Consider the following 19,322-nt stretch of genomic DNA (forward strand, 5'->3'; position numbering starts at 1 on the left):
AACCGTGACAGTGAGGTGCGCAACAACAGCAACTGCGCGCGCATAGGCCGGCAGCACGAACTGCGCGGACGTCCTGGGGACGACTGGGCCGAGGGCGATGGAACGAGGCAGGATTGGCGCTGCGTGCGGACTACTTCGCACGGGCCATGAAGATCAGATCGACACGAGACGGTCCGTGTCGGCAGCGGATTCGATCAGCAAGGGCCCGGCATCGTCACGATCGGTTTGATCACCGAGCCGGATGCACAGGCCGCTACCGCCCGCGTTGATCTGCGACAGCTCGAAGTACTGTACGAGTTTCTCAAAGGGAAAGCGGCCTGCACGCCACCACTGGATCAATTGCGGAATGAATCGTTGTCGCACGCTGTCACCCTCGGTGACACCGCGCAGGCTGCGGCCTCGCAGCATGGCGCCCATGTTGATGGCAACCTCGGTGGCCGCGCTGGCGACACCCACCATGGCGCAGGTCCCGCAGGGCGCCAGTGCGTCGACCGCCTCACGCAGCACATCGGCAGTGCATTCGATACTGAAATCGGCCCCGCGTCCGCCGGTCGCCGCACGCAGGGATCTCACCCTATCGTCGACGCGGCGTGGATGCAGACATCCGCCCCGAGCTCCTGTGCAAGGCGCAGGCGCGATTGATTGATGTCCACTGCGATGAGCGTCCCGCAACCGGCAATGCGTGCGGCCATCAGGGCGGCGAGCCCCACCGACCCCGCACCCAGAATTGCCATCGAAGTGCCGGGGCGTAGCTGCAATACGTTAAGCACCGTCCCCGCGCCCGTCTGCATGCCACAGCCGAGCGAGCCCATCAGTTCGAGCGGCACGTCGTGGTCGATGCGAACGACGCTGGATTCGTTGACCAGGACGTGAGTGGCGAAGGAACTCTGCCCGAGGAACTGCGCTGCAATGCCGCTGCCATTTTCATCGGTCAGCAGCGCCGAGCCATCGACACTGACGCCGCCGAAGTTCAGACGCGGCGCATGCTGGCAGTACGCCACGCGATCATCCTGGCAACGATGGCAGTGGCCACAGTAGGCGAAGCTCAGCACCACGTGATCGCCCGGTTGCAAGAGAGAAGCGTCCGGACTTCTCGCGCAGCACGGCGACCGTGGCGACGACCCGCGACGACCACTTACCGTCCCGCACCGAAGCCCTCCTCCGATATGCCCATCAATGAGCCGCTGCCGGCAGCAATAGCTGCTTCGTGCACAGCGATGCGCGGCAGAATGCGCTCGAACCAGAATTGTGCGGTCTGGACCTTGGCCGCGTAGAACTCGCGCTCGTCCGGCGACGCAGACAGTTTGCGTAGCGCGACTTCCGCCGCACGCGCCCACAGCCAGGCCACAGTGACGTAACCGGCGAGCATCAGATAGTCGACGGCCACGGCAGGAACGTGGTTGGCATCGCCGGATTGCTGCTCGATGCGATTCGTGGCTGCGCGCCAGCGCGCTACGGCATCGTTCAATGCCGCCGTCATCACGCGCAGCGGACCGTTGGACGTAGCGCCCGCGCAGAAATCCAGGATCTCCTGCGTGAACGCCTGCAATGTCTCACGCTGTGGTCCGAGTATTTTCCGACCCAGCAGATCCAGCGCCTGAATGCCGGTGGTGCCCTCGTAGATGCGCGTGATGCGCACATCGCGCACGCGCTGCTCGACGCCCCACTCTTTCATGTAGCCGTGGCCGCCGAGAATCTGAATCCCCAGATCACAGGCTTCGCTGCCCCACTCCGAGACTGCGCCTTTCGCGATCGGCGTCAGCAGTGCGAGATAACGTTCTGCAGTCTCCCGCTGAACCGGATCGTCACCGTCAGCGCGATCGACCCATTGCGCGCAGTACAGCACCAGCGTCCGCCCGCCTTCGGCAATGGCTTTCTGCGTGAGCAGCATGCGGCGGATGTCCGGATGCACCAGCAGCGGATCGGCGTCCCTGTCGCTCACGCGACCCGATGGCGCACGACCAGCGCGACGTTCGCGCGCGTAGGCAAGGCAGGTCTGGTACGCGCCCTCGGCATGCGCCTGGCCCTGCTGCGCGGTGCCGAGCCGGGACTTGTTGATGTAGACGAACATCGCATTCAGTCCGCGATTCGGCTCGCCGACCAGCCAGCCCTCAGCCGCGTCGAACGCCATGACGCAGGTGGCGCTCGCCTTGAGACCCATTTTGTGTTCGATGGAAAGGCAGCGCATGGCATTCGCATCGCCCGCGGTACCGTCAGTGAGCAACTTCCGCTTCGGCACCACGAACAGAGAAATGCCGCGAGTACCGACCGGCACGTCCTGCAAGCGGGCCAGCACGAGGTGGACGATGTTCTGCGAGAAATCCTGTTCGCCCGAACTGATGAAAATCTTGCCCGTGATGCGATAGCTGCCGTCGGCAGTCGCCTCCGCCTTGCAACGGACCAGGTTGAGATCGGAGCCGCATTGCGGCTCCGTCAGGCACATGGTGCTCATCCATTCGCCACTGACCAGCTTCGGCACGAAGGCTTTGACCAGCGCCGGCGACGCGAAACTCATGAGCGTCCTGATGGCGCCATCGTTCAGCAGCGCATACATGCACCACGCATGATTGGCGGTCTGCATGAACTCGGAGGCGGCGACCTTGAGCGAGTACGGCGCTGGCTGACCGCCATGCTCGGGAAGATTGCCGAGCCGCGGCCAGCCGCCATCGACATAGCGTCGATACGCATCGGCAAATCCGTGTGGCGATGTGACCCGGCCGTTATCGCAATGCGCGCCTTCTGTATCACCGCTCACGTACAACGGCGCGAGCACCTCCTGCGAAAATTTCGCCACCTCGCCGAGGATGAACCCGACATCCTCGCGCCCCAGATCCGCAGCCAGCGACAGCGTCGCGTAATGCGCGGGATAGTCGAGCAGTTCGTCCAGGCAGAACTGCAGATCGCGTAGCGGGGGATGATAGGAAGTCATCGAAATCAGGGGGCAAGGAAAGAACAGGAAAACGGAGAAAGAAACTCCACGGGGGACACGGGGCACCACGGGGTTCAAACCCGGGATTCTTTCCCCGTGTAGCCGCGTGATCCCCGTGGAGTCTTTCTCCCTCTCCGCCTCAGCTATGTCAGAACGACATCCGCACCGTCAGTCCATACGTCAGCGGTGCTGACACGTAGCCGTTGGAATCCGTTCCCTGCAGGGGCGTGTTGAAGTGCTGCACGACGTAGCGTTCGTCTGTGCAGTTCTGGCACCACGCGGTAATCGACCAGCCGCTGTCCAGCGAGCGCAGGCCGAGACTCAGATTCACTTCGGTCTGCGCATCACGCATGAGATCGTTCGACGTGGTGGTGTAGACCTCGCCGTTGTACTGCGCCGCGGCGCGACCGATCAGTGCAAGACTGCCCGACACGGGCTGATCCAGGTTCAGCGACAGGTTGGCGGCGATATCGGGCGCCTGCGCGAATTCGCGTCCCGACAGGTTGAGGATATTCGCGGACTCGCCGAACTCCTTTTTCGGCAGCCAGGTGGCGTCGAGACCGAGGGACAGCGCGTCGGTGAACGACCAGCTGTTCTCGATTTCGGCGCCGTAGACCGTCGCCTCGGGCGCATTCACGATCATGAACTGCGTGCCGAGGAACTGCGCGACCTGCAGATCCTTCATCTCGTCGTAGAACACGGCGACGTTGGTCCGGCCGCGGTTATCGGCATACTGCGTCTTCAGTCCCAGTTCGTAGCCGTCGATGAACTCCGGCTTGTACGTCGGATCCTGCGGTATCGCGCCGGGAAATTCCGCCGGATTGTTCAGGCGTGTACCGGCGGCCGTATTGTCGATGTTCACTCCACCGGCCTTGAAACCGCGGCTGTACGTGAGATAGCCCATCACGTCGTCGCTGAACTGATACTGCAGACCAAGCGTGCCGCTGACGGCTTCGTCGCTGTGCTTGTCGCTGTATTCGGGCCCCGGTTGTACGCCCAGCAAGCGGAACGCGGCATTCGGTGCCGGCGTGAAGTACTGGAGATCGAACGCGCCGGTCTTGTCTTCCTTGGAATAGCGCAGGCCGGCGACCAGCTTGAGCGGGTCGCTCAAGGGAATCGTCCAGTGCGTGAACGCAGCGTATGAACGACTCGTGGCCGGAAACTCCGCGTAGTTCCATGTACCTTCCGGCGCAGCACTGGTGCCCGGCGGCAACCCGGCCTGCGCAAAGAACAGCACGTCGAAGTACGTCTGGGCCTGATTGCCCCAGAGAATCTCGTACGTCGCCTTGATGTCTTCATCGGCGTAGTACGCACCCACCACGTACTCAGCCTCGCCGACGCTGCCGTTATAGGTGAACTCCTGCGAGAAGAAGTCGGTCTGGAATCCTTCGTTGATGATCAGCACGCTCGCGCCGGTAAAGTCGGCGTCCATCTCGTCCTGCTGGAAGTCCCAACTGCGATATCCGGTAACCGAGTGCAGCGAGTCGCCATTGGCGAGTTGCCAGTCGGCATGCACGACGATCCCCTTGTCGACGATGTCCTGCCGGGTGTCGTTGCTCAACACCTGCTCGTAGTCATCCAGGTCTGCCGATGGCAACTGCATACCGCGCGCCAGGGTGAGATTGTTGATCAGCGGCTGCAGCGGACCATCGACATCGTCGAGCTGCCCGTAGCAGCAGTTGTTCTTTTCTTCCGACCAGTCTGCGATGACGCGCAGGCTGAACGAGTCGGTCGGTTCGAACAGGAACTGCGCCTTGACGGCGCGCGGGTTGCGATCGTTGTAGTTGCCGCCATTGGGATTCTCGATGGTGCCGTCCGACTGGCCCCACAGGCCTGCAATGCGCAGCGCCGCCTTGTTGCCGAGCGGCGCATTCAGCGCGGCACGCCCCATCAGCGTGTCGTAGTTGCCATAGGTCAGCTCGAAGTCGGTGCCGAAGTCGCCTAGTTCCGGCCGCTTGCTGGCCATCAGCAGCGCGCCCGCGGACGTGTTCTTGCCGAACAGCGTGCCCTGCGGCCCGCGCAGCACCTGCAGGCTGTCGACGTCGAGCCAGTTCTGCAGCGCCTGACCGCTGCGAGTGCGATAGACGCCATCGACGAACACACCGACCGCGCCTTCGAATGCGCGGCTGTTGCCGACGGTGCCGATGCCGCGGATGCGGATGTTGGCGCTGTTGGACGCACTGTTGGTGGCGTCGAAGGAGATGCTCGGCGAAATGGCCTGCACGTTGGAGATGCTGTCGACGCGCGCCGCATCCAGCTGCTCGGCAGTCACTGCCGTCACCGAAATCGGTACGCGCTGGATATTTTCTGCGCGCCGCTGGGCCGTGACGATCACTTCTTCGAGGCCGCCGGGAACGCCCTCGCTCGTAGCACCCCAGGCCGTGGCGGCCGGCACCGTCGCGAGCGCCGCGACCCAGGCCTTCAGATTCATGCCGCCATTTTTGCTACCCGACGTCCAACCTGATCGACCCGTCATGGCAAAGCCCCCTGCATATGAATGATCACGCCCATCGGCGCCGCTTGTTGTTTCTCGATGTCAGCATCCGCCCGGTCGGGGTCGGGCGACTCGTCCGAAGTGACGAATTTTGATTGCCGGGCATCGGACCAGAACAGGATCTCCACGGGGGGGCGGGGCTAGACGGGGACAAGACGTTTCTATTCCGAGCCCGTGTTACCCCGTGACCCCCGAGGAGAATCTTCCTGGCTTCGTCTCAAGCGATCAGGCGCAGCTTGCGGCCGACGGCGATGGCCTGGGTGCGGTTGTGTACGCGGAACTTGGCGTTGATGTTGCGCAGGTGCGTACGAACGGTGGTTTCGGAAACGAACAGTCGACCGGCGATGGCGAGGTTCGAGAGGCCCTCGGCCAGCAACTGCAGAATTTCCAGCTCCTTGCGGGTGAGGGCTTCGAACTGTCCGATCGCTGCGAGCGGTGCACCGGGTTCCGGCGGCGTCGGTGCTGGCTGGGTGAGTCGCTGGAAATACTGCAGGGCGTCCGCGACTCCTTCCACGACGTCCGCCTGCCTTGCTGCCGATAATTTCTGCAGTAACTGGCGGAACGGCTCGCCTTCATCGAGGAACATGCGCACGAACTTCTCGGTGGAGCCGAAGCGCAGCGCATCGCGCAAGGTGCGCATCGCCGCTTTCTCATTGCCGCTGCGGTCCAGCGCCAGTGCCAGCAAGATGCGCAGCCGCAACGCACGGCGGTGGCGACGCGCGCCCTCGGCACGCTCCAGTTCCAGCTTCAACTCGGGCACGGCTTCCTCAGCCGCGCCGCTGTGGATCATCCAGCGCAGCTGACCTTCGGCAAGCGTATCGGCGTCATTGCCGAACAGCGACCGGTTCGCGACTTCGCTCCAGTCGGCAGTGACCCGCGCGCGCTGCAGCGCTTCCTTCGCACCGCGCGTGTCACCGCTCCACAGGGCCAGCCGTGCGCGCTCGAGCTGTGCGCTTGCAACCGCGCGCGACAGGCCGATGCGATGCCCGATGAATTCCAGCTCGGTGACGATCTGCAACGCACGGTCGTGTTCGCCGCGATGCCAGGCGATGCGCGCCAGGATCCGGTAGCCGCAGATCAGATGATCGGCCATCGCAAGTTCCTGCATGAGCGGCACGTACACATTCAGCAGGCGTTCGGCCTCGGGCAATTCGTTCTGCTCGTACAACACTTCCGACAACAGGATGCCGGCCATCGCATTGCCGTTGGTATCGATGAACGCACTGCGCGAACCGATGCTCGCGGAATGCCGGAAGCGCGCCGTGGCCTGGCGCAGGCGACCGTGCAGCAGATCGATCACGCCGTCGACGCATTGCGCGAAGATCATCATGAACGGACCCACTGGCGCATCCTGCGAACCGCGGCTGCGGTCGAGGAGTTCGCGCGCATTCGCGTACTTCCCCATGATCACGTACAGGTTCGCCAGCGTGGTGCGCAGGATGCTGTAAGGGAAGGGTTGCCGCGGCGTCACTTTGTCGATGGCGGCGAGGCCCGCGGCATAGGCCTCGTCGAGCCGGTCGAGCATGTTGAGGATCATGGGTCGCAGTGCGAGCGCATGCGCCTGCAGGTCGTCGCTGAGCGGCCCCACCCGCTCGATGCTTTCGAGCAGCCGGATACCATCCTGGCCGCCGCGCGAGAACGACAGCGACCACGCATGCATCAGGCGCAGGCCGGGCCAGTGCACCAGATCTTCCGGCAGCGCCGCATCAAGCAGGCGTGCGAGCAGGCGGAATCGTCCTTCGTCCAGCAGCCGCTCCGCGTGGCTATCGAGCAGCGGAAAGGCATAGGCAGAATCGCCGGATGCGAGTGCATGCTCGATCGCAGGAATCGGCCGGCGTTGCGCTTCGTACCACCCAGCCGCCGCGCGATGCAGCTTCGAAACGTTCTGTGGACTGGTCCGCTCGAGCTGCGTGCGCAGGAAGCTGCCGAAGAGACTGTGATAACGGAACCAGTCGCGCTCTTCGCTCAGCGGCTGCACGAACAGGCCGGTGCGCTCGAGGTGTTCGAGAATCTCGCGGCTGTCGTTGCTGCCGCGCACCGCATCGCACAGCTGCGCGTTCATCTGGTGCAGGATGCTCGTGCGCAGCATGAAGTCGCGGACGTGCTCGGGCTGCTGCGCGAGCACTTCTTCTGCGAGATAGTCGGCCACCGCGGCATTCGAGCCGGAAAAATGCGCGACCAGTTCGGAGGGACGTTCGCGGCGTTCGAGCGCGAGCGACGCGAGCCACAGCGCAACCGGCCAGCCTTCGGTGACGCCCTGCAGACGTGCGATGTCGCCACTCTGCAGCTTCAGGCCGCGACGCGCCTGCAGGAAATCGCCGGCTTCGGTCAGCGAGAAACGCAACTGCGCCGGTTCAACCTCCAGCAGCTGGCCGCGTGCCAGGAGTCGTGCGATACCGATGTCGGGAACCATGCGCGAACCGATCACCACCCGTCCGCCGGCCGGCAGATGCTCGATCACCTGGCGCACCAGCGCGAAGGCCGCGACGTTCTGGATCGCTTCGACGTCGTCCACGAACAGCACGAACGGCACCGCGGCGAGCGACACGCGGTCGATCAGATCGAGTGCCATGAGGCCCGTCGCCTCCGTCCCCTGTTCTTCGACGGGCGAATCAGTGTGATCCACCAGTCGATCGATCGCCGCACCCAGAAAACTCAGGAAGCGACCGACGTCATTGTCCGCGGCGTCGACCGTCAGCCACGAGGTCCGCACGCCCTGCTGTTGCAGCGCCGACATCGCCTGCAGCATCAGCGTGGTTTTGCCGAACCCGGCGGGCGCCTGCACCAGCACGAGCTTTTCGACGCCGGTACAGATCCGCTCGCACAATTGCGTGCGGGCGATCTGGAAAGGCGCAGATTGCGGCGGCGTCAGCTTGGCGCGCAGCAGGTGATTGCGCGGTGCGAGTGTTGTGGACCGGACGTCGTGCATGCGAAAGCCGTTGGGAGCGCCTGACCAGGATGATAGAGGCGAGGCGCGCAAGCCGCGAGCCGGTTCGTCGGTCCTACGTCCGGTTTCGTCGTTTCGGACGAAGCCCGGGAGCGGGTCCGTCGCCGAGAATTCACACCGGCAGCCAGCGTCGTGCCCGGGAAGATTCCTTCCCCCGCTCGCGCTGAGCCCTGAGCCTGACGAAGAGTCGAAGCGCTTCCGCAAGATTCCGGACCCTCGACAAGCTCAGGGCGAACGGAGTATGGACTCAACTCTTTCTCCGTTCGTGCTGAGCTTCTTTCTTCGTTCGTGCTGAGCCTGGTCGAAGCACTCCAGCTCTTGCGCTCGCCCATGGAACGTCAGGCGAACGGAGAGGAATTTCCGGCGCTCCGCAGGCACTGTGGCGCACTCATTCATCTTTCCATGGATCCCACAATCATGTCCGAAGCATTCATCGTTGCTGCTGCACGCACGGCCGGCGCTCGCAAGGGCGGCCGTCTTTCCGGCTGGCATCCCGCCGATCTCGGCGGCCAGCTTCTGAACGCACTGCTCGACCGCGCGCAGGCGCCGCCCGACGCAATCGAAGACGTGATCATGGGCTGCGTCAGCCAGGTTGGTGAGCAGGGATTCAATATCGCCCGCAACGCGGTGCTGTCCTCGCGCCTGCCGCAGAGCGTTCCCGGAACGTCGGTCGACCGGCAGTGCGGCTCCTCCCAGCAGGCCCTGCACTTCGCGGCGCAGGCCGTGATGTCGGGCACCATGGACATCGCAATCGCCGCCGGCGTCGAAAGCATGACACGTGTGCCGATGGGTCTGAGCGTGTCGCTGCCACAGAAAAGCGGCTTCGGCTTCTACGTCGGATCCGCCATGGCGGCGCGCTACCCGAACGTCGAGTTCAGCCAGTTCACCGGCGCCGAAATGATGGCGAAGAAATACGGACTGTCGAAGGACGATCTCGACGCCTACGCGCTGCACAGTCACCGGCTCGCAATCGCCGCAGCCCAGGGCGGCGTGTTCGACGACGAGATCGTGCCCGTCGAGGTGCGACGCATCGGTGCAGGCGGCGTGACGTCCGCACCCGAGATCCCCGGCGAACTGCACGTTGCCGACGAAGGCATCCGCTTCGATGCCACCCCCGAAAGCATCCGCAACGTCAAACTCCTCGCCGAAGGCGGCTGCGTCACCGCGGCAACGGCCAGCCAGATCTGTGACGGCGCGGCGGGCGTCATGATTGCCAACGAGCGAGGCCTCAAGCGCCTCGGGGCCAAGCCGCTCGCGCGCATCCATCACATGAGCGTGATGGGCGACGATCCTGTGATCATGCTCGAAGCGCCCCTGCCGGCTACCATGGCCGCGCTGCGTAAATCCGGTCTCAGCATCGATGACATCGATCTGTTCGAAGTGAACGAAGCGTTCGCACCCGTGCCGCTCGCCTGGCTGCAGGCCACCGGCGCCGATCCGCAACGCCTCAACGTCCACGGCGGCGCCATTGCCCTCGGCCACCCGCTGGGTGCCTCCGGCGCAAAACTGATGACGACGCTGGTTCATGCATTGAAAAAGCGCGGCAAGCGTTACGGCCTGCAGACCATGTGCGAAGGCGGCGGCATGGCGAATGTGACGATCATCGAAAGACTCTGATCAGGGAAAAGCAGGAATTTCCACGGGGAACACGGGGGAAACACGGGGAAGGCAATTTCTTTCTGTCCCGAACCCTGTGTTCCCCGTGGCCCCCGTGGATATCTCAGAAGTCCGACCAAAGTCGGACCGACACAAAGTCAGTCAGACTGGTTCGAGAACCTGTCAGGGGGGACTACTACTCTTCCCAGATCACCTTGCGGCCGCTGTCTCGCCACGCAGCGGCGCGCGACAGGTAGCGGTCCTCAATGACGTTGCGACGCAGCTTCATCGTTGGCGTCAAGAGTCCGCTTTCGATGGTCCACTGATCTTTCACGACGACGACATAGTCGAGCTTCTCGTGTTCGTCGAGGCCGGCGTTCACCTCATTGCGCAACGCGTCGAACTGCCGCGTCAGATCATCGCTTGCCTGCGGCGTGTTGCGTACCTGCTGATGGCGATCGGGCGGCAGCATGATGAGCGCGAACGGCTGCGGCTCGCCGTGACCGGTCGCGCACACGACTTCGATGAGCGGATGCAGCGCGAGTTTATTCTCGATGCGCACCGGGGCGATGTACTTGCCCTTGCTGGTCTTGAACAGCTCCTTCACGCGACCGGTGATGCGCAAGCGTCCTGCGTCGTCGAGTTCACCGCGGTCGCCGGTGCGAAAGAAGCCGTCGGCTGTCGTCTCGGACTCCGCCTGTCCCGGCATCCGGTAGTAACCGAGCATCTGTCCAGGGCTTTTGACCAGCACCTCGCCATTGTCGTCGATGCGACATTCGACACCGGGCAGCGGGGTTCCCACGTAGCCCGGCTTCACATCGCCACGCCGACACGCATGCGACGTCGCCGCGTTCTCGGTCATGCCGAACACCTCGATCAGATCCAGACCGAGTTCCCGGTACCAGCCGAGAATGTGCGCTGGCAGCGGCGCTGCGCCGGTGAAACCGATGTGTGCGGCATCGAGCCCCAGTCCCGCGAGAATGCTCTTCCTGACCGCTGGTCCCTGCACCGGATCGGCAAAGAGCTTCTGCTGCTGCTCCGCGGGAATTTTCTGTTGCACGCCGAGATAGAAGCGGGTCCACAGACGTGGCACCGAGAAGAAGCGGGTCGGACGGGCGCGTTTCAGATCGTCCGGGAAGGTCTCGAGACCGACGTTGAAAAACACCTTGAAGCCGAAGATCAGCGACGGCATTTCCAGCGCGACTCGCTCTGCGATGTGTGCGAGCGGCAGGTACGACAACATTCGATCGTCAGCGCCTGTCGCCCACATTCCCGCGGTCGCAAGACACGCCGCAGTGATCGAACGGAAGCTGTGCATCACGCCCTTGGGTCGGCCCGTCGTGCCGGAGGTGTAGATGATCGTGGCCAATGCCTCGGCGTCGCGCTGCACGATGGATGGCAGCGGCTCGTACCGGGCGAGCAGATCGTCCCAGCGCTCGCCGCGTCCCTCTGACGCCAGCGGCAAACGCAGCAATGGCAACGACTCCGGTACTATCTGCCGCACTTCGTTCCAGCTGTCCGCCTTGCCGTCGAGCTTGCCGATGCACAGCAGCTTCGCGTCGCAGTGATCGAGAATGTACTTCGCCGAGTCGGCGCTGAGCGTCGGGTATAGCGGCACGCTGACGTGCCCTGCCATCCAGATCGCCAGATCCGCCATGATCCAGTGCGCACTGTTCTTGCCGTACAGCGCGATGCTGCTGCCCTGAGGCAGATTCAGCGACGCGAGGTACGCAGCGATGCGCCGCGATTGGTCCCACACCTGGGCCCATGTGTATTCAGCGATGGAACCGTCCGCGTGTGGCTGGGTGAGATAGACCCGGTCGGGCGCGGTCGTGGCCCAGTGCTGCAGAGCTTCGAGCGGATTATTTCTTTCATTCATGGCAACGGCTACTCGTCATTCCTGCTCGTGGCGGAAACGGACGGAACAGAGAGGCCGCGAAAGACCGCATAGAATATCGAAAGGCTCAGGGAAACATCCCTTCTTTCATGCGGTCTTTTGCGGCTCTCCCCTTCCTACATCGTCCGCGCAATCAATTCCTTCATGATCTCGTTGGTGCCGCCGTAGATGCGGCTGGCGCGATTGTCGATGAAGGCGCGCGCGATCGGATACTCGAGCATGTAGCCGTAGCCGCCGTGCAGTTGCACGCATTCGTCCACGACGCTGCAGACCAGATCCGAGGTGAATAACTTCGCCACAGCCGCCGCTTCGGGCGTCAGTTGACCTTTCAGAACCTGCTCGAGGCAGCGGTCGACGAAGACCTGGCCGACCGCGATCTGGGCTTTCATTTCCGCGAGTTTGAATCGCGAATTCTGATACTCCGCGACTGCCTTGCCGAAGACCTTGCGGCCGCGCGTGTACTCGACGGTCAGGTCGAGTGCCGCCTGCGCGCTTGCGATCGACAGGATGGCGATGATCAGCCGCTCCCAGGCCAGTTCTTTCATGAGCATGATGAAGCCGCGGCCCTCGCCCTCCGCGCCACCCAGCACATTCGAGCGCGGCACGCGTACGTTCTCGAAGAACAGTTCGCAGGTGTCCTGCGCCTTCATGCCCACCTTCTTCAGCGGCGCTCCCTTGGTGAAACCAGCCCGGCCGTTCTCCACCAGGATCAGCGAAATGTCTTTCGCGCCTGAGCCGCTGTCGCCAGTGCGTGCGGCGACGACGACGATGTCGCTCAGGTAGCCGTTGGTGATGAAGATCTTCGAACCGTTGATGACGTACTCATCGCCATCGAGCTGCGCGCGGGTCTTGATCGCCTGCAGGTCGGAGCCGGTGCCCGGCTCGGTCATTGCCACCGCGCCGACCGCCTCGCCACTCGCCATCTTCGGCAGCCACTCGCGCTTCTGCGCTTCGGTGCCGAAGTTCAGCAGGTAGTTGGCGACGATGTCCGAATGCACCGCGAAGCCAGGGCCGGTGACACCCGTGTACATCTGTTCTTCCATCAGCACCGCGCTATAGAGCCGGTCGCCGCCCATGCCGCCGTATTCCTCGGGGATCGTGAGACACAGAAAACCCAGCGCGCCGGCGCGGTTCCACAGCGATCTATCGATATGCTGCTGCTCCTCCCAGCGGGCGTGATGCGGCACGCATTCCTCGTCGAGGAAGCGGCGCACGTTCTTGCGGAATTCGTCGTGGTCGGCGGTGAAGAGTGTTCGTGGGAGCATGAGTCAGTCGTCCATTCTCGTGAATCGAGCGTTTTGGAAGGTCTGATGAATTGCCCATTCGTCACTCCCGCGCAGGCGGGAGTCCATCTTGCTGACCCGGATGGATTCCCGCCCGTGCGGGAATGACGAATCAATCAGAGGCCCCTCAGTAGTAGCGCTCATGTTTCTCTGCCATCTCACGCATGCGCGCCGTCACCGCGTACTGCGGACCGAGATGCGCGTAGCGCTCCGACAGTTCGACGATCTGTTTCATTCCCAGCCAGTCGGCGTACTTGAGCGGCCCGCCGAGATACTGCGGAAAGCCCACGCCGAGCAGCATGGCCATGTCGAGTTCCGGTGCGCTGGCAACGATCCCCTCCTCCAGGCAGCGCGCGGCTTCGATGATCATGGGCAGCATCATGCGCTCCACCATTTCCTGTGCCGGGAACTCCTGCAGCCCATTCGGCTGGACAGCCTCGAGCAGTTCGTAGCTTTCCGGCGCCAGTATTTTCTTGGGCTTGCCGCGCGGATCGATTTCGTAGCGATAGAAACCGGCACCGCTTTTCTGACCGAAGCGTTTGTACCCGACCATCACGCCCAATGCATCCGGCCAGGTGCGTCGCAGACGCTCGGGGAATCCAGCGCAAATGAGCTCCGCGACGTGAATCCCCGTATCCATGCCGACGACATCGTTGAGATACGCAGGTCCCATCGGCCAGCCGAACGCTTCGAGCGCCTGATCGATTCTGGCGAAGTCCGCGCCGTCTGCCACCAGCCGGCCGAAGCCCTGCATGTAGGGCGTGAGGATGCGATTCACGAGAAAGCCTGGACCGTCCCGGACGACGATGGGCGTCTTGCCCAGCGCCAGCGCGTAGGCCACGACCGTTGCCACGGCGACGTCGCTGCTCTGACGACCGCGGATCACTTCCACCAGCGGCATCGACGGGACGGGATTGAAGAAATGCATCCCGACGAAATTCTCCGGCCGCGAGAGCGGCTGCGCGAGATCGTCGATACGCAGGCTGGAGGTGTTGGAGGCGATTACCGCATCGGGTCGCGCCAGCGCTTGCACTTCCTGCAACACGGAGTGCTTGATGCGCAGATTCTCGACCACGGCCTCGACGATCACATCGACGCCATCGATGGCCGTGTAGTCGAGCTGCGGCACGATGGAGGCCAGCACCGCCTCCGCCTGCTGCTGCGATCCGCGTCCGGCGGACACCTGCTTGCCCAGCAGTTTCCGCGCTTCCGTAATACCCAGCTCGAGTTGGTCCTGACGGATGTCCTTCATGCGCACGGGCATGCCGCGCGAAGCGCTCGTGAATGCGATGCCGCCACCCATGATGCCCGCGCCGATCACTGCGACGCTTTTCACTGCGCGCGCGCCGCGTGCATAGGTCTTCGACGCCTTGCGGATGAACTGATCGTTGAGAAACACCTGAATCAGCGAACCGGCCGCCTGGGTCTTCGCGATGCGCGCGAACGCTTCACCTTCGAGCGCCAACGCCGCATCGCGGTCCAGCGGCGCAGCGCGTTCGAGTAGTTCCACGGCAGCCAGCGCCGCGGGTTGATGGCGCGGCGAACGCGCCGCCACGGTCTGTTTCGCTTCGGCAAACAACTGCTCGATGCCCGGCTCGTGAAGCGGTCCGACGCGGGTCGCGCGACGTGCGCGCCAGCCCGCCTCATCCGCGATGGCGGCTTTGAGTAGTTCGATGGCGCGATCGCACAGCGACGCCGGTTCCGCGACTGCATCCACCACATGGGCTGCCAGTGCCTCGCCGGCCTTGATCGAACGGCCGCTGGTGATCCAGTCGATGGCCACCTTGGCGCCCGCGATGCGCGGCAGCCGGACCGTGCCACCGAAGCCGGGAAACAGTCCGAGCTTCACTTCAGGCAGTCCTATCTGCGCCGACGTCGACATGACGCGCAAATCGGCCGCGAGCGCCGCTTCGAGTCCGCCGCCGAGCGCGAGGCCGTTGATCGCCACGACGCTCGGCACGGGCAGCGATTCGAGCGCGATGAAGACCTGGTTTGAGCGGCTGTTCGTGGCGCTGAGTCCTGCTTCGGTCTGGGCAAACAGTTTATCGAAGCCGGTAATGTCGGCGCCGACGATGAAGGCCTCCTTGGCGCTCGTGATCAGCACGCCCGTCACGCCATCGGCCGCTGCAATCGTGGCCACGGCCTGTTTGAGTTCCTCGACCGTACGCGTATCGAATTTATTGATTGCGCCGTCCTGCGCGTTGAAGCACAGATCGATCAGCCCATCGCCGAGCGAATGCACCTGGATGGACCGACCCTCGAACAGACTGGCGGCGTCCCGCGTCACTGCATTCATGCTGGATACCCTTGCTCGAAATAACCTTGCGCCGCGTCGAGACGGCTGCGGCATTCTGCGACCATGCGTTCGATGAGTTCGGCACAGCTCGGCACGTCGTCGATCAATCCGACTACCTGGCCGGCCGCCAGGATGCCGCCGTCCGTATCGCCGCTCTGCAGCGCCGTCCGGCCGCGCTGGCCGGCGACGAGATGACGGATGTCCTCGAACTGACAGCCCTGCTGCTCGGTCGCGACGACTTCGACCGAAACGGCATTGCGCAATACGCGCGCGGTGTTGTGCAGCGTGCGGAAGATCAGGCGCGTATCGCGCTCGCTCGCGGCGACCAGCGCCTGCTTGATGTTGTGATGGATCGGCGCCTCGCGGGTGGCGCAGAAACGCGTTCCCATGTTCACGCCTTCGGCGCCGAGTGCCAGTGCGCCCGCCATGCCGCGGCCATCGCCGATGCCGCCGGAGGCAATCAATGGAATTTTCACCTGGCGCGCCGCCGCAGGAATCAGCACCAGGCCGCCGATGTCGTCCTCGCCGGGATGCCCCGCGCATTCGAAGCCGTCGATGGAAATGGCGTCGGCACCCAGTCGTTCCGCAGCAAGCGCGTGGCGCACCGAGACACACTTGTGAATGATCTTCGCGCCCGCAGACTTCGCCTTGGCGAAAAATTCCGGCGGCACCTTGCCGGCGGTCTCGATGATCGTGACCTTCGCATCGAGGATGGCGTCGAGATAGCGCTCGTACGGCGGCGGGTCGATCGACGGCAGCATCGTCAGATTCACGCCGAACGGCTGATCGGTCAGCGTTCGGCAACGCGCGATTTCAGCGCTCAGCCCCTCGGGAGTCGGCAGGGTCAGGGCCGTGAGAATGCCCAGCCCGCCCGCATTGGAAACAGCCGCCGCCAGTTCGGCGAGACCGACCCACATCATGCCGCCCTGCACGATGGGATAGCGCACGCCGAGCAGGTCGGTAACGCGGGTTTGAATAGTCGTGGTCATTGAAAAACATCAGCCCCTGTTCGGCTCGAGAATGGCCGGCAGGAGGCTGGGGGTGCATCGTCCGATGCGACGAGACGGAGCAGACAAGACCGGATTCGTGTTCATACCTGCTTGCCCTGGCAGGCAAGCCATCTATGGCGCGCGAACCGTGGACTGATCGAGTAGTGGCAGGGTCCAGGCGCCGAGCGGCGCGCTGGTATATACGAGAGCTGTCAACCGACTCTCCAAGCGATGCAACCATAGGAAGGTGCCGGCGGATGGACATCGTCCGATCTGACGATTCCCTGCCTGATCGGCACAGGCACGATGCACGAGAGAACCATCGAATGCCTGCACTCGCCCCAGATCGAATCCCCGTCATCGTTGGCTGCGGCGAAATCACCGACGGGCCGCCGGACCTGTCGGCCGCCAGAGAACCTCTCGCGCTCATGGAGGAAGCAGTGCGTCGTGCAGCGGCGGACGCTACCGCTGACCGCGCCGCCAGCCTGATCGATTCGCTGGACATCGTGGCGCAGTACTCCTGGCCCTACGCCGACACCTGCTCGCTGCTGACGCAACGGCTGGGTCATCGGCCGCGCCACTGCGAATACGGCACAGTCGGTGGTGAAAGCCGCGCAGACGACACGGCATCGCTCGCGCTTTTGACCAACCTCGATCGATCACCCATAGGCCACCCTGGCATCGTCAGCCCCGGCGACGACGGCCTTCTTACCTGGAAAGCAGCATGACCGAAGTCGTCCGTGTCGAACGCCGCGATGAAGTTGCGGTCGTCACCCTCAACGTGCCCGAGAAGCGCAACGCACTTGGCGCAGATCTCTATGCGGCGTTGTCCCGCACGCTCGTCGAGTTGCAGGACGACATGTCGCTGCGCGCGCTGGTGCTGTACGGCGGCAAGCATTTCTGCGCCGGCGGCGATCTTTCGTCGCTGGGCACCTCGCCGCTCGCGATGCGACAGGCGATGTCGATCGGTCATCGCGCGGTGCGTGCGTTGGCGGGCGGCCGACTACCGGTCGTGGCTGCCGTGGAAGGCAATGCATTCGGCGCCGGCTTCTCGCTGGCGATGGCCTGCGACTTCGTCGTGGGCGATGAAACCACGACCTTCTGCGCCGCCTTCGGACGAGTCGGTCTCACACCCGACTACGGCCTGATGTGGACGCTGCCGCAACGAATAGGAATTGCGAAGACGCGTGAACTCCTGATGTTGTGCGAGCCGATCACCGGCGCGGCAGCGGAGGCGCGGCAGCTGATCGACCGCTTCGTCGAGCCTGGTCGCGTATTCGATGAAGCCATCGCGCTCGCCGAACGTCTGGCGCTGGCGCCGCCGGCGACGCTCGCCACGACCAAGGCCGTGCTGTCGCGATTGCCGCTGTCGCTCGACACGATGCTGGCCTGGGAAAGCGACACCCAATCCCTGCTGGTGCATACGAGCGATGTGGCCGAAGGCTTGCGCGCGTTCGCGGAACGGCGCACCGCGCGATTCCGGGGAGAATGATGAGCACCCTCCCCGCACCCGAACCCATGCGCGCCCGCATCGAAACCGTGCCGCAACACTGGCGACGCCTGGCCACCTATCTCGCGGACCAGGGGATACGACTCGACCTCGAGCAGCCGCCGGAACAGTTCGCCAGCGGCTTCGCCAATCTCAACTATCTGATCAGGATCGATGGCACCCAGGCAGTACTGCGCCGCCCCCCGCGCGGACCGTGGCCGCCCGGCGCGTACGACATGGCCCGCGAATTCCGGATCCTCTCGACCCTGTGGCAGGAGTTTCCGTTCGCACCCCGCGGCCTGCATCTGTGCGAGGACACGCGCGTCATCGGCGCGCCGTTCCAGATCATCGAGTATCGCCAGGGGATTTCACTGCGCGACAGTCTGCCGCCAGCACTGGCCGACGATCCGGCGATTGCGCGCCGTCTGGGTGACACGCTCATCGATCTGCTGACCGACTTGCATCGGGTCGATCCAGTCAGCGTGGGACTCGATGGACTCGGCAAACCATCAGGCTTTCTGCAGCGGGCCGCCGAGGGATGGATCAAGCGCGCCAGCATTGCGGTCGAAGGCTGGGCCACCAACAATACGCGGCAGCTGATCATCGAACTCGCGCACTGGCTGCGCGAAAACCAGGTGGACGGCCACGGCGCAGTGCTGCTGCACAACGATTTCAAACTGGACAATGTCCTGATCGATCCGCAGTCGCTGCAGCCGCTCGCCGTGCTCGACTGGGACCAAGGGACGCGCGGCGATGGCCTGTTCGATCTGGCCATCCTGCTCAGTTACTGGACCGAGCGCGACGATCCGCCCGCCATGCATCAGATGGCGCAGATGCCCACAGCACACCCGGGGTTCGCCACGCGCGAGCAGGCCGCTGAGCGGTATGCGGCGGCGCTCGGACGCGATCTCTCGGCCTTTCGCTTTCACCGCGTACTCGCGCAATTGCGGACCGCGGTCATCTTTCAGCAATTGCACACGCGCTGGCGCCACGGCGGAACGCGCGACCCCCGCTATGCGAACTTCGGCGAACTGGGCGAAGGACTGCTGGAGTTCGCGCGAGACATTTCCCTGGGGCGTGTGTTCTGAACCCGCCCATGGCACTCACCTGAGCATCGCGGCGGTGGCGGGCGGTGAAAAGCCGAAGAACTCCGCGGGATACATGACCGAAGGAAATCCCGCGGGACGGGGTGACACGGGGCACTGAAGTCGGACCCACGAAGCTCGGAATTCGGACTTACAGCTAAAGTCAGTGCATTGACCTTAGCGCGACGCCCCGAATCCTGCCGACCATCGCCCGGGTCGCGGGCACGAATGGCGTCGCCATCTATGACGGCAGTGTGTACATGGCCGACGCCGCGGCACCGCGGCAATCCGCCGGATTCGAGCCAGCCAGGACAAGT

At 64.0% G+C, this 19,322-nt stretch carries 12 protein-coding genes and 1 pseudogene; 4 read left to right on the plus strand and 9 right to left on the minus strand.

The window, feature by feature from the left end:
- Positions 1-153 precede the first annotated feature (153 nt).
- The 5 genes and pseudogenes from VIZ63_RS25705 to VIZ63_RS19925 all read right to left on the minus strand — a co-directional run bounded on the left by VIZ63_RS25705 (position 154) and on the right by VIZ63_RS19925 (position 8,352).
- Positions 154-1,247 (minus strand): annotated as a pseudogene (locus VIZ63_RS25705) (zinc-binding dehydrogenase).
- Positions 1,136-2,929 (minus strand): acyl-CoA dehydrogenase C-terminal domain-containing protein, encoded by a 1,794-nt coding sequence (locus tag VIZ63_RS19910; RefSeq protein WP_331611503.1) that lies wholly within the window; start codon positions 2,927-2,929, stop codon positions 1,136-1,138. Before VIZ63_RS19910 ends, VIZ63_RS25705 begins: the two are co-directional and overlap by 112 nt.
- Before the next feature lie 148 nt (positions 2,930-3,077).
- Positions 3,078-5,405, minus strand: coding sequence for a TonB-dependent receptor (locus VIZ63_RS19915; RefSeq protein ID WP_331611504.1), 2,328 nt, complete (start codon positions 5,403-5,405; stop codon positions 3,078-3,080).
- The gene (locus tag VIZ63_RS19920) at positions 5,402-5,551 is read right to left on the minus strand and encodes a hypothetical protein (protein ID WP_331611505.1); all 150 of its coding nucleotides are present in this window, start codon (positions 5,549-5,551) and stop codon (positions 5,402-5,404) included. The genes VIZ63_RS19915 and VIZ63_RS19920 overlap by 4 nt, the downstream gene beginning before the upstream one ends.
- 89 nt (positions 5,552-5,640) lie before the next feature.
- Entirely contained in the window at positions 5,641-8,352 is a 2,712-nt protein-coding gene (locus VIZ63_RS19925) for a LuxR C-terminal-related transcriptional regulator (protein WP_331611506.1), read from the minus strand.
- A 435-nt stretch (positions 8,353-8,787) separates the two neighbouring features.
- Here VIZ63_RS19925 and VIZ63_RS19930 point away from each other — a divergent pair, with 435 nt between their 5' ends.
- On the plus strand, positions 8,788-9,987 hold the full coding sequence (locus VIZ63_RS19930) for an acetyl-CoA C-acetyltransferase (protein WP_331611507.1): 1,200 nt from the start codon (positions 8,788-8,790) through the stop codon (positions 9,985-9,987).
- 175 nt (positions 9,988-10,162) lie between these two features.
- On the opposite strand, the gene VIZ63_RS19935 is transcribed toward VIZ63_RS19930, so the two are convergent.
- From VIZ63_RS19935 to VIZ63_RS19950, 4 genes are all read right to left on the minus strand, one after another.
- Positions 10,163-11,845, minus strand: a complete 1,683-nt coding sequence (locus VIZ63_RS19935) for an AMP-binding protein (protein WP_331611508.1) — start codon at positions 11,843-11,845, stop codon at positions 10,163-10,165.
- 134 nt (positions 11,846-11,979) lie between these two features.
- Positions 11,980-13,128 (minus strand): acyl-CoA dehydrogenase family protein, encoded by a 1,149-nt coding sequence (locus tag VIZ63_RS19940; protein WP_331611509.1) that lies wholly within the window; start codon positions 13,126-13,128, stop codon positions 11,980-11,982.
- Positions 13,129-13,273: 145 nt separating this feature from the next.
- The gene (fadB, locus tag VIZ63_RS19945) at positions 13,274-15,442 is read right to left on the minus strand and encodes a fatty acid oxidation complex subunit alpha FadB (protein ID WP_331611510.1); all 2,169 of its coding nucleotides are present in this window, start codon (positions 15,440-15,442) and stop codon (positions 13,274-13,276) included.
- Positions 15,439-16,419, minus strand: a complete 981-nt coding sequence (locus VIZ63_RS19950) for a nitronate monooxygenase family protein (RefSeq protein ID WP_349261234.1) — start codon at positions 16,417-16,419, stop codon at positions 15,439-15,441. Before VIZ63_RS19950 ends, fadB begins: the two co-directional genes overlap by 4 nt.
- A gap of 338 nt (positions 16,420-16,757) precedes the next feature.
- Here VIZ63_RS19950 and VIZ63_RS19955 point away from each other — a divergent pair, with 338 nt between their 5' ends.
- From VIZ63_RS19955 to VIZ63_RS19965, 3 genes are read left to right on the plus strand one after another with little or no spacing between them, the layout of a single operon-like run.
- Entirely contained in the window at positions 16,758-17,159 is a 402-nt protein-coding gene (locus VIZ63_RS19955) for a hypothetical protein (protein ID WP_331611512.1), read from the plus strand.
- Positions 17,156-17,923, plus strand: coding sequence for an enoyl-CoA hydratase/isomerase family protein (locus VIZ63_RS19960; RefSeq protein ID WP_331611513.1), 768 nt, complete (start codon positions 17,156-17,158; stop codon positions 17,921-17,923). The genes VIZ63_RS19955 and VIZ63_RS19960 overlap by 4 nt, the downstream gene beginning before the upstream one ends.
- Positions 17,923-19,008: a phosphotransferase family protein gene (locus VIZ63_RS19965; protein ID WP_331611514.1), complete on the plus strand. Its 1,086-nt coding sequence runs from the start codon at positions 17,923-17,925 to the stop codon at positions 19,006-19,008. Before VIZ63_RS19960 ends, VIZ63_RS19965 begins: the two co-directional genes overlap by 1 nt.
- Positions 19,009-19,322 lie beyond the last annotated feature (314 nt).

Source organism: Povalibacter sp., from assembly GCF_036520495.1.
In the GTDB taxonomy this organism is placed as follows: domain Bacteria; phylum Pseudomonadota; class Gammaproteobacteria; order Steroidobacterales; family Steroidobacteraceae; genus Steroidobacter.

What these genes read in the sequence shown, in the direction of transcription:
- VIZ63_RS19910 (WP_331611503.1), bottom strand. Translation starts at nt 2,929, where the DNA reads ATGACTTCCTATCATCCCCCGCTACGCGATCTGCAGTTCTGCCTGGAC.
- VIZ63_RS19915 (WP_331611504.1), bottom strand. Translation starts at nt 5,405, where the DNA reads ATGACGGGTCGATCAGGTTGGACGTCGGGTAGCAAAAATGGCGGCATG.
- VIZ63_RS19925 (WP_331611506.1), bottom strand. Translation starts at nt 8,352, where the DNA reads ATGCACGACGTCCGGTCCACAACACTCGCACCGCGCAATCACCTGCTG.
- VIZ63_RS19930 (WP_331611507.1), top strand. Translation starts at nt 8,788, where the DNA reads ATGTCCGAAGCATTCATCGTTGCTGCTGCACGCACGGCCGGCGCTCGC.
- VIZ63_RS19935 (WP_331611508.1), bottom strand. Translation starts at nt 11,845, where the DNA reads ATGAATGAAAGAAATAATCCGCTCGAAGCTCTGCAGCACTGGGCCACG.
- VIZ63_RS19940 (WP_331611509.1), bottom strand. Translation starts at nt 13,128, where the DNA reads ATGCTCCCACGAACACTCTTCACCGCCGACCACGACGAATTCCGCAAG.
- fadB (WP_331611510.1), bottom strand. Translation starts at nt 15,442, where the DNA reads ATGAATGCAGTGACGCGGGACGCCGCCAGTCTGTTCGAGGGTCGGTCC.
- VIZ63_RS19955 (WP_331611512.1), top strand. Translation starts at nt 16,758, where the DNA reads ATGCCTGCACTCGCCCCAGATCGAATCCCCGTCATCGTTGGCTGCGGC.
- VIZ63_RS19960 (WP_331611513.1), top strand. Translation starts at nt 17,156, where the DNA reads ATGACCGAAGTCGTCCGTGTCGAACGCCGCGATGAAGTTGCGGTCGTC.
- VIZ63_RS19965 (WP_331611514.1), top strand. Translation starts at nt 17,923, where the DNA reads ATGAGCACCCTCCCCGCACCCGAACCCATGCGCGCCCGCATCGAAACC.